General features: G+C 37.9%; 10 protein-coding genes. 4 read left to right on the top strand and 6 right to left on the bottom strand.

The features are described 5' to 3' along the window. The first annotated feature begins 311 nt into the window (after positions 1–311). Positions 312–1,916: a methyl-accepting chemotaxis protein gene (locus QZU45_RS09030; RefSeq protein WP_295354394.1), complete on the top strand. Its 1,605-nt coding sequence runs from the start codon at positions 312–314 to the stop codon at positions 1,914–1,916. A 72-nt stretch (positions 1,917–1,988) separates the two neighbouring features. Here QZU45_RS09030 and QZU45_RS09025 read toward each other — a convergent pair whose 3' ends face one another. The 4 genes from QZU45_RS09025 to QZU45_RS09010 form a co-directional block, all read right to left on the bottom strand. Continuing rightward, on the bottom strand, positions 1,989–2,747 hold the full coding sequence (locus QZU45_RS09025; RefSeq protein ID WP_295354392.1) for a basic amino acid ABC transporter substrate-binding protein: 759 nt from the start codon (positions 2,745–2,747) through the stop codon (positions 1,989–1,991). 173 nt (positions 2,748–2,920) lie between these two features. Further along, the gene (locus QZU45_RS09020; protein ID WP_295354389.1) at positions 2,921–3,664 is read right to left on the bottom strand and encodes a transporter substrate-binding domain-containing protein; all 744 of its coding nucleotides are present in this window, start codon (positions 3,662–3,664) and stop codon (positions 2,921–2,923) included. Between the two features lie 211 nt (positions 3,665–3,875). Then, positions 3,876–4,622, bottom strand: a complete 747-nt coding sequence (locus tag QZU45_RS09015; RefSeq protein WP_295354386.1) for a transporter substrate-binding domain-containing protein — start codon at positions 4,620–4,622, stop codon at positions 3,876–3,878. A 225-nt stretch (positions 4,623–4,847) separates the two neighbouring features. Continuing rightward, a complete protein-coding gene (locus QZU45_RS09010; protein ID WP_295354383.1) occupies positions 4,848–5,600 on the bottom strand; it encodes a transporter substrate-binding domain-containing protein in 753 nt (250 codons plus the stop codon). Between the two features lie 119 nt (positions 5,601–5,719). On the opposite strand from QZU45_RS09010, the gene QZU45_RS09005 reads away from it, so the two are divergent. Further along, a complete protein-coding gene (locus QZU45_RS09005) occupies positions 5,720–6,274 on the top strand; it encodes a GNAT family N-acetyltransferase (RefSeq protein WP_295354380.1) in 555 nt (184 codons plus the stop codon). Positions 6,275–6,294: 20 nt separating this feature from the next. Here QZU45_RS09005 and QZU45_RS09000 read toward each other — a convergent pair whose 3' ends face one another. Further along, entirely contained in the window at positions 6,295–6,732 is a 438-nt protein-coding gene (locus tag QZU45_RS09000) for a helix-turn-helix domain-containing protein (protein ID WP_295354378.1), read from the bottom strand. Between the two features lie 670 nt (positions 6,733–7,402). On the opposite strand from QZU45_RS09000, the gene QZU45_RS08995 reads away from it, so the two are divergent. Both QZU45_RS08995 and QZU45_RS08990 read left to right on the top strand, forming a co-directional pair. Next, positions 7,403–8,566: an iron-containing alcohol dehydrogenase gene (locus QZU45_RS08995; protein WP_295354375.1), complete on the top strand. Its 1,164-nt coding sequence runs from the start codon at positions 7,403–7,405 to the stop codon at positions 8,564–8,566. A 20-nt stretch (positions 8,567–8,586) separates the two neighbouring features. Further along, positions 8,587–9,168 (top strand): NAD(P)H-dependent oxidoreductase, encoded by a 582-nt coding sequence (locus QZU45_RS08990; protein WP_295354372.1) that lies wholly within the window; start codon positions 8,587–8,589, stop codon positions 9,166–9,168. Here QZU45_RS08990 and QZU45_RS08985 read toward each other — a convergent pair. Then, positions 9,165–10,454 (bottom strand): hypothetical protein, encoded by a 1,290-nt coding sequence (locus tag QZU45_RS08985; RefSeq protein WP_295354370.1) that lies wholly within the window; start codon positions 10,452–10,454, stop codon positions 9,165–9,167. The genes QZU45_RS08990 and QZU45_RS08985 overlap by 4 nt on opposite strands. Between the last annotated feature and the right edge of the window lie 449 nt (positions 10,455–10,903).

The following is a 10,903-nucleotide window of genomic DNA, read 5'->3' as shown; positions in this document are numbered from 1 at the left end:
CAAGAGAGCATCCAACTTTTCCTGCTCCAATAAAACCTATCCTCATTTTTTATTTTCAGCGCTGAAAGCTGAATCCTTTATTGTTATATGTCTGATAAAAGCCTAATTATAACACTGTTTGTCTTTTTCTTCACTTCACATAATTCAATTTAGAAATGAATATTTTTCAATTATTATGAATCGCTCTAATTTTGTTTGAATCAAGTTTATTAAAATTCAAATTGGGTGGCTGTAATATTTCTTTTTTTAAAAAAAAGAAAGCATAAGAACAGTAAGTTTTTGAGAATTGTCTTTTAAGGAATTTTCAGATTATGAGTTTTTTAGATAAATTTTCTATAAGAAGTAAGCTGATAATCAGCTATGTGATAATGATTCTGGCTACTCTTGTGGTTTCATGGTCTGCTTTGGGCAGCATGACCAAAAGTCATGATGTGGCATCGTTTGTTCATACAACGCTGAATGAACGATATGGCCGAACCAGAAGAACAGCTGATTATGCTGCACGCATTGAAGACTTGCTTGAACAGCTAACCAAAGGTGGCAATGCCTCAGAGATTATTCCTGAACTGCAGAAGAACTCGAAAGGTATGAAGGATGCGGCTGATGCTCTGCAGATGGCTCGTTATCCTAAGGAGATTGGTGCAGTAAAGGCCGCTACTAAAGAATATCTTGATATATTGGATAACAAGATTATTCCTGCACTTTTACAGATGAGAAGATCTCAGGCTCTATCTTTCCACACCTCGGCAATGATTCCACAGTACATTGTAATCCAGAATAATGTCGTTAAGGTTAATGGCTATCAGATTAAAGCGGCAAATGAAAGTGTCGCCACAATCAATGATACTAGCGGTATTTATACTGTTGCTGCAATTACCATTTGCGTGGTCATCCTGGCTATTATCATTATTTTCTACATGCCAAAGATAATTATCAGCAGTATTGAGACCATTATTGAGATTTCCAAGGTTCTTGCTGCAGGTAAGCTTAACAAAACCATTGAAACCAAGCGTAAGGATGAATTCAAACCACTTATGCTTGCTTTGGAGCAGATGCGTCAGTCATGGGTGCAAAGTGTTGAAAGTATTCAGAGTGTAAGCTCTAATATCAATCATAATATGTCAGATATTACTTCATCTGCTAACGTCATGAGCAGTACCGCCAAGGAAAATCAGAGTCAGGCCTTAACGGTTGCAGCAGCCTCAGAACAGATGGTTTCTACCACGGGTGATATTGCCAAGAATTGTGAACATGCAACTATGACTGCAGAGGATTCCTCTCAGAGCACCACTCTTGGAATCAGCCGTGTTGAGGAAACAATGAACAAGCTGAATCAGCAGGTTGAAAAGTCCAAGAAGGATGCAATTTTGGTTCAGCAGTTGGCAGAGACTGCTCAGAAGATTGGAACTATCACTCTGACCATTGAGGATATTGCGTCTCAGACCAACCTGTTAGCACTTAATGCCGCCATTGAAGCAGCTCGTGCTGGAGAAGCCGGAAAGGGATTCGCTGTTGTTGCTGATGAAGTTCGAGCTCTTTCCTCAAGGACTTCTAAGTCAACTCAGGAAATCACCAAGATGGTTATGCAGGTTCAGTCTGATGCCAAGGTTGCCAACGATGCTATGCAGCAGTCTGTTGAGGTTATGGATCAGATTTCTCTGGAAACCGGCAAAATGCATACAGTTTTGAATGAGGTTACAGAGAAGGTTCGCGAGGTTAATTCTCAGATCAATCAGATTTCCACAGCAGCAGAAGAACAGACAACTGCTACTTCTGAAATCTCCACAAATATGAAGGGGATTACAGACGGCTCCTACAGACTTGCAGAGCAGGTTGAGATGGTTGAGAAGAACATTCTCAATACCAACAGTGAAATTGAAAATCTCTTGAAGATTGTAAGTAAGTTTGAGATTTAATCAGTACTGCTTATAAATACAAAAAAGAGGCAATTGCCTCTTTTTTTTATGATTTATTGTTTTTGTAAATAATTACTTGGCGGCGTTTCCGAACCACTTCTGATAGATCTTGTCGTAAGTACCGTTTTCACGAATCTTCTTTAGACCAGAAGCAATCATATCGGTAAGGTCTTGTCTGTTCTTTGAGGTTACGATACCGTATTGTTCTACGGTAAGCTGCTCAGGGAGCATTACAAGATTGTCCTTATTGGTGGTTGCAAGATAGTATTCGATGACAGGCTTATCTGTAACTACTGCGCTGCAAGAACCTTTTTCCATCTCTAAGAATGCATCTGCAGTGCTGTTAAACTGACTTACAGTTGAACCTTCAACCTTTTCTGCATACATTGCTCCAGAAGTTCCCAGCTGAGCGCAGATGGTCTTACCCTTTAAATCTTCCTTAGTCTTGATCTCACCACTGTTGTTCTTTGTGATTAGTATTCCTAAACCGGCATCATAGTATGGCTCGGAGAAGTTAACCTTCTGAGCTCTTTCTTTGGTAATTGTGAAACCAGAAATTGCAATATCAACCTGCTGTGTGATAATTGCAGGGATCTGACCGTCAAAGGACATGCTTGATACGTTCATCTTGTAGCCTTCAACTTCACCTATAGCATTGATAATATCAATATCAAAACCAATCAAAGCTGAAGATCCCTTATCGACAAACTCGAATGGGGCAAAGGTAGGCTCGGTTACTACGTTTAGAGTTTTTTCCTCTGCAAATGAATTTGAACTGTAAGATGAAAAAGCCATCAGGCCTAGCAGACATAAAGATTTGTAAAATTTCATAAGTCCTCCAAAATGTTTAGTCTAGTTTACATATGGAGAAGTAAAATTACATTTAATTTGATTTTTGCACTGTATCAGATCAAAAAAAGCTATAGGATAGAGCTTTTGAGGCTTAATAAAATTAAAAGGTCTCGCTGAGGAGACCTTTGAGCTTAATAATTTTGGTTTTGCTTTTATTCAAACCATTTATGGTAGATTTCCTGAAAATAAGGTGTGGTTTTTACTTTTTCCAGAGCCTTTGAAATTCGTTCAGAAACATCAGGACGATTTTTGGATGTCATAATTCCAAACTGAGCAAAGGTCAGTTTCTTGCCCAAACGGTAGAACTTATCTCTATCAGCACTTACCTTCAAAAAATACTGCAGGATCGGTTCATTGGTTATTACACCGTCACACTTGCCCTCTTTTGCGGCTTCAAAAAGCTTTCTTTCCGAATCCAGTGAGAGCACTTTGATATCAGGCATTCCCAGCGCGTAGGCTTCACAGGTGGAAGAGGTCTTTGCACAGATGGTTACATCATGCAGATCTGTATCTCTCTTGAATTCTCCCTGGTATTTCTTGTTTAATAGAATATCAAGACCGGTATCGAAGTAAGGACCAACAAAGTCCCAGATCTGAGCGCGTTCTTCGGTGATGGTAATCATTGAAATAGCACAGTCCACCTGTTCTACCAGAACATCTGCGAACATGGCATCAAAAGGCATATCGTGGAATTTTATGCTCTTGTAGCCGGCTTCCTTAGCTACCGCCTTGATCAGATCAATATCATAACCAATATAATCATGGGTTTTAGGATCAATGATTACAAAAGGCTCACTACTTGCTTCAATACCAACTACAAGCTCATCATCGTCAGCATAAACATTAAAGGATAAAGCCATTGCTAAAGCCAGAGCAACGCTTCTGATTGATTTCATATGTACTCCAAGAATTTTTACCGCTAAGTTAAATATAGCTAATATAAATGGAAGTAACAAAAAAAAATTGCTAGGAAAGGACCAATTTGCAGGAAATTAATGTGAAATTTTGCTTTTAATCAAAAATAAAAAAAGAGAGTCATCAGACTCTCTAATGTTTGCGTTTGCGACTGCGTTTTTTTTACCTTATCTATCAGGGATTCCTTAAACTTTATGTAGAATGACTTCCGAACCATTTTTTGTAAAGTTTGTCATATTCTCCGTTCTGCTCTAATTTTTTTAGTCCTAAGGCAATCTTTTCCTTTACTTCTGGTCTTAGTTTGGATGTCATAATACCGAACTCTTCAATGGTCAGATTTTTATTGAATTTGTAATACCTGTCTGGACTATGTTTCATGTATGAGTATTCGATCACAGGTGCATCTGTTATCAGCAGATCGCATTGATTATGCTCGATGGCATCAAAACTCTCCTTCTCTGAGGCGAACTTCATTAGTTCTGAGCCTTCACGTGAGGAAGCATATTCTTCACAGGTTGTGCCTGTTACCACGCAGATCTTTCTGCCATTTAGATCATAACTGTTTTTGATGGTGTTTTTCAGATCGTTGCGTATCATTGCGTTTAGACCTGCCTCGTAGTATGGACCTACAAAATCCACAATAAGTTGACGTTCTTCGGTAATTGCTATACAGGAAATTGCTGCATCAGCAACTTCTGTGAGTACAGATGGAAGCAGTGCATCAAACGGCATATCAGAAAACTCGATTTCCATGCCGTTTTCCTTTGCAATAGCTGTTAGCAGATCAACCTCAAAACCTTCAACTTTTCCTTGATTATTCAAATAAACGAATGGTTCTCGGGAGGCTTCAACTCCGATTACGAGTTTACCTTCATCAGCATATGAAAACGTGGATATGGCGCAGATTAGTAGCAGAGAAAATTTTTTTAGTATATTCATAATAAGGTCCCTCACAGAAGGTTGAGATCTATAAAGTCACTATATCTAATTAGTAATAGCTAACGCAAAATAGTAATTTCAAATTTGCTAGCTGATTCAATATTCTGAAAATTAAAGATTGGTTTTAATAACAGAAATTGAGAAATAAGCTTTTTGTAAGACAGTTTACGGGCAACAAAAAGCCTTAGCTAGAGGCTAAGGCTGAACTTTTTTTGTCAATTAAAACTATTTGTTTGAGGTGTTTTCGAACCATTTACGGTAAATCTGATCGTAAATACCGTTCTTTCTGATCTTCTTTAGACCTTCTGCAATATTGTCCGAGATTTCGCCTTTGTTTTTGGATGTAACTATACCGTACTGTTCAAATGTCAGTTTGTCCTTCAGCACTGCTGTCTTATCGTCATGGCTTCTTACGTGATAGTATTCAAGCACTGGTTTGTCGATAATTACTACATCGCATTCCCCTTTATCAATTGACATAAAGGCTTCAATTTCTGTCAGGTAATTTTTAGTTTTTGATTTTTTTATATTCTCAGCAAAATATGAACCGGTGGTACCACTTTTAGCACAGATGGTTCTGCCCTGCAGATCATAGCTGCTGTGAATATCTTTTAGAAGATCAGTGCGAACCAGAACTCCAAGTCCTGAATCATAGTAAGGTTCTAGCTTTACAATCTGAGCCCTTTCCTCGGTTATTGAATAACTGGAAATAGCCACATCAACCTGTTCGGTTAGAACAGAAGGAAGAAGGGCATCAAAAGGCATATTGGTAATTTCGACGGCAAATCCCTGTTCCTTTGCTATTGCCTTGATAATATCAACATCAAAACCGATTACTTCTGTAGAGCCTTTTTCTCTGAATTCGAACGGAGCAATAGAATCTTCAATTCCAACCTTTAGTGTCTTTTGCCCAGATGCGAAAACGCTGGCTGAAAATAGCGTCAGTCCTAGTAGCGTGGCTTTTGTAATCAGTCTCATATAAGCTCCGATTTATAATAATTATGGAATAACTGTTTTCACATAATTAGAATATAATTCTTTTTCGGTTTTTCTTGATTTGTTATTTTGCAATTATGAGAACTCTATACAGGAAAACAATGCAAATTATTCACGACCTAACAGAATACTTTACACATTTAAAAATAGTCATTCTGAACCTTTTTAAGGCCAGACACCTAAGAGCAGATTTGGTAATAAATGACAAGCTCATTTTCAGAAGGGGAAAGCGAGATGATCTTAAAAAGATTGTTGCTCTACATAATTCTCTATATTCTCGTCCTTTTTTGGAATGGCTTTTAATGCTGTACAGAAATAGGGCTTCAGAACTAATCAGTGTTGCAACTGATGAGAAAGGGGAGATTGTGGCTTATGATATGTTTATGTTCGAGCCTTCTGAGATGAATGACAATATCCTGCATGAACTTTATGTGGGGGTTTCTCCTTCATATCAGGATCAGGGGATTGCGGGAAGGCTTCGCAAATACTCTGCCTCCTGCTACGATAACGGATGTCTGTGCGGTCTCTCGACTTTGGCTCCTTTCTCTAATGTTAAGGCTCTGCGTTCAGCTCAAAAGGCTGGCTATGCTATTACAAAAGCCAGTGCTAAACCAGCTGCCTATTATCTTTTCAGATATCTAAAAAAATCCAGATAGCAGATTAAGTCTGAATGAGTTCACTCTTGTCTGTTATTTGTTTTTTCTGAAGTTAAATCATTTTCAGTTGAACCTATACATTCTTTTATTTTCTCAGGATCTACCTCATCACAGATGGAAATTGCCCATCTGGCCAGGTTTTCTATGATTGGCACCAGGGTTTTTCCTTTTTCTGTAAGAGAGTATTCAACCTTAGGGGGAATAACCGGAAAGATTTCTCTTTTGACAATCCCGTCAGCTTCAAGCTCTCGTATGCTTTGAGTGAACATCTTGTTGGATATATCTGTGAGCGAGTGCTGCAGTGCCGATGAGCGCATGGCTCCTTTGCGTAGATGAAAAATCAGAAGACTCTTCCATTTTCCTCCAATCACTTCCATTGCCAGTTCAAGTGAGCAGCGGTATTTCCTTCCCTTATACAGGAAGGCCATTGTGTTTTTATTATCTGTAGCAGTCGTCATAAAATCCCATATTTAAGCTTTATTCTCTTTAAGATTAGTATAACCTATCACTTTTCTGTATTCTAGTTTACCTCCTGAGATAATCTTTATAAATGATAATTATTATTTTTTTTCAAATAATATTATTTTTAATTATCAATAAGATACACGTTTTAGTTATTACAATACAGAAAAGTATGTACTTTCTTTTTTTAATATTAAACTCTATTCTAATTGTACTTATTCGGTGTCAAAAGAAGGGGCTTTAAGTGCTACAGTGCTCTTCGATTGATGTATGTTTTTTGGCAGCAGGTAGATTATCTTTCTGACTTTAAATAAAGCGGATATTTACATTTCTTTATTTAATAACTTGTCTTTATATAAATTAGGTGTATTTCTGCTTTTTGAAAGTAATCTTCTGCTGTTTTTTTTCGAATAATCCGTATTTGTGTTAGAGACTTTTTTTAGGAAAGACAACTCAGTTGGCAAAAACAGTTTGGGCATAAGGTTATTATTTAGAAGAACGAAGAATTGTATCTGAGGTACCGATCTGATACCCAGTAACTGTCCCGGAGCTTTGTAAGAGCATACGACCCTCTGGTTTTTGTGTTTATTTATCAGGTCTGCTTTTGGCAGAACTCTGATAATTACAGACTTGTGTCGCTGACGCGTGCTTAATATAGGAGTTAACATGTTTAATTTTGATTTATATCTTCCTACCCGTCTTGTTTTTGGTAAGGGACGAATTGATGAGCTGCCAGAAATTACCAAATCATATGGCTCCAAGATCCTTTTAACCTATGGCGGAGGAAGTATCAAGCGCAGCGGAATTTACGACAAGATTAAAGAACTGTATAAAGGGGCAGAGATATTTGAGTTAAGCGGTATTGAGCCTAATCCAAGAATCACCTCTATCAGAAAAGGTGTTGAAATTGCAAAGAAAGAAAAGGTAGATTTTATTCTTGCCGTAGGTGGCGGAAGTGTTCTTGATGCTTCAAAGAATATCGCTGCAGGTGCTTTTTACGATGGTGATCCATGGGACCTGGTACTTGATGCTTCAAAAATTGGCAAAACTCTGCCTTTATTCTCTGTTCTGACTTTATCTGCAACCGGTTCCGAGTATGACAATTCAGGTGTTATTACTAACGAGGCAACCCATGAGAAGATGCCTATCTTTGGTAATCTGTGGCCTGTAGCCTCTATCTGTGATCCAACCTATACCTTCAGTGTTCCTGCTAATCAGACAGCTGCAGGCGCTGCAGATATTATGTCTCATACCTTTGAGTCCTATATTGTAAATCAGGGTAATACCTTAACTGACGGTATCTGCGAGGCAATGCTGAGAACTGTAATCAAAAATGCTCCTGTTGCTATTGCAGAGCCTGATAACTATGAGGCTCGAGCAGAGCTCATGATGGCAAGCTCCTTTGGCTGCTGCGGTCTTTTAAATATCGGTCGTGAGGCTTCTCCTTGGGTATGTCATGGTCTTGAGCATGAGCTTTCTGCATTCTATGATATTACTCACGGTGTTGGTCTTGCCATTCTGACACCTGTATGGATGAGATACAGTCTGAATGAGAAGACTGCTCCTCGCTTTGCTAACTACGGAGTCAATGTATTTGGTCTGAATCCAAAGGATGATGTAATGTCAAATGCAAAGAAGGCTATTGATTTAACAGCTGATTTCTTCAAGAAAATTGGTCTGCCATCAAAACTCTCTGAAGTTGGTATTGATGATTCTCACTTTGAGGAAATGGCTGATCATGTACGCAAGATTTGGTTCGGCGATTTCAAGGATGCCATCAGACCTCTGGACAGAGAGGACCTGCTGAATATTCTGAAGGGGTCTTTATAGTCTGATAGAGGATACATATTATGAAAAATATTTTTCTTATTAATGGCGGTAAGGTTTTTGGCAGTTCAAAGGCACAGCTGAACTCAACCCTGCATGAGACCGCCAAGAAGACGCTTCTTTCTTTAGGTAAGGATGTTCGCGAATGCGAAATTGACAAAGGCTATGTTCCATCAGAGCAGGTTGAAAACTTTCTGTGGGCAGATGCCGTGATTTGGCAGATGCCAGCCTGGTGGATGGGAGAACCTTGGATTGTTAAGAAGTACATTGATGAGGTTTTCACTGAGGGTGGCGGACGCTTTTTAACTTCCGATGGTCGTCACCGTGTTGATCCTGCTCATGGTTACGGAACAGGAGGCCTTTTAAAGGATAAATCCTATATGTTCTCTGTAACCTGGAATGCTCCAATTGAGGCTTTTACCGAAAAAGGAGAATTCTTTGAAGAGCAGGGAGTAGACGGAGTTTATTTCCATCTGCATAAGGCTATGCAGTTTGTTGGAATGAAGGGGCTCCCTACCTATGTCTGCAATGACGTTATCAAGAATCCAAAGATAGATGAGTTTATATCAGGTTATGAAACTCATCTAAAAAAAGTATTTTGTTAATATTCATTCTTATCTTTTATTTGATTTAAAGATTCCGGTTCCGCAGGTTTCAGATTCTCGGTACCGGTTTCTTTTACAAAACTCTTTATTTCTGATTTGATCTCTTCTGTATCTACGACAGATTTTTCTCCAAGACTGTGGAATAGTTCTCTATCCTTTTTGGTGTAATCCAAGTCTTCATCGTATTTCTTGACTGCAAGATTTATCATTTTTTTTCTAATTCGCTTTTCTGTTAGGATATTTTTCTTTTCTTTAATCCAGGTTAAGAGAAGTACTGCCAAAAGCAGCATTCCTATGTAACCTAGGATCGGATACATAAAAGTAACAAGATTTTTGAATCCGCAGAAGCTTAGTACAAAACCAATGCTGACACTTATGCAAAGAATTTTTCTGAGCTTCTTTTTATCCCTGCCTGCAAAACGCTTTGCAAAAGCATAGAACAGCGAGAATGCAGTATTAAAGATAAGGGCAAAAATAGTTAGAGAATATATAAAGGCAAATATAGGACTTATATTTTTTACAATTTGCAGCATTGGAATATCTGCATCTTTTACGCTGTCAATATTTGCATAAAGAGTAACTGTAGCACAGGTGATAATGAAACTAATGATTGTTCCTCCTAAAAGACCTCCTTTTTCAGCTACACCTATCCTGACAACAGACCCCCCAAGTACAAACGCCATTGATACAGCTGAAATTGCGCATAGAGAGTAATAGTTAATCACAGCAAGGGTAATATTTGGCAGTGGTGATTTTATGGTCTGTGCAACTCGGTCCAATGCCACATAGTCATATGATTTTCCAATAAAGGTATATGCACAAATAGCTAGGATCATGATAATTATGACGGGCGTAAAGATCCCTAGGACTTTAGTTATTTTCTTAAAATCCATAAAGGCAACAATGATTGTCAGTAAAGCGCAGCTTAATGTTCCTACCCAAAATGGCAGACTGAACTGCTGACTAAGATTTGCTCCTGCTCCTGCAAACATAACAAAGCCAACAATAAAACTCGATATAATAAGGGATATATCTATAAGACGGTTAATAACAGGATGGGTAATTTTTTCAAGTACTTCCTGGTGATTTGATGACTGAAAATAACAGCCTATGGTGATGATGATTTTTCCAAAGATTATGTGCAGAAGGCTTAATCCAAGAACCCCTATTATTCCTGAGATTCCATAACTTAGAAAATACTGAAGAATGTCCTGACCAGAGGAAAGTCCTGCTCCGATCACAACTCCTACGTATGCCATTGCTATAGAAATGTATTTTTTTGTCAAATTAGACTCCCGACATAATTATAATAATTTTTTTTATACCAGTATAAAAATATAAAAAACTTGTTAAAAAGTTGTTTTGATTTTACTGAAGATTGAAATGTAAGCTTTGCAGAAATTAAATTTTCTTACGATCGTATCATAAATAATACGAATATAGAAATGTAAAGGTGAAATTTATTATATAGCAGAGAAGAATATTATTTAAATATGGAGTGATACAAAATTTGTAGAAGAAAACTTTTGTAAAAATCATTCGTATTTGTGAAATCTATATCAGTATATTAATACCAATTACTGTTAACTGTACTAATATTATCTAAAAAAGGTATATAACCGTATTATATAGAGGGTGTGAAAATGCAAATTAAAAGTCTGCTTAGCGCTTTAGCAGTGTGCCTGACGTTATATTCATCAGCTGCATTATGTGAGGCTGGTCCGGAGGGTACTGT

Source organism: uncultured Succinivibrio sp. (assembly GCF_902756765.1).
In the GTDB taxonomy this organism is placed as follows: domain Bacteria; phylum Pseudomonadota; class Gammaproteobacteria; order Enterobacterales; family Succinivibrionaceae; genus Succinivibrio.
Note: the sequence above shows the minus strand (reverse complement) of the source record. Positions and strands in the feature narration are given on the sequence as shown.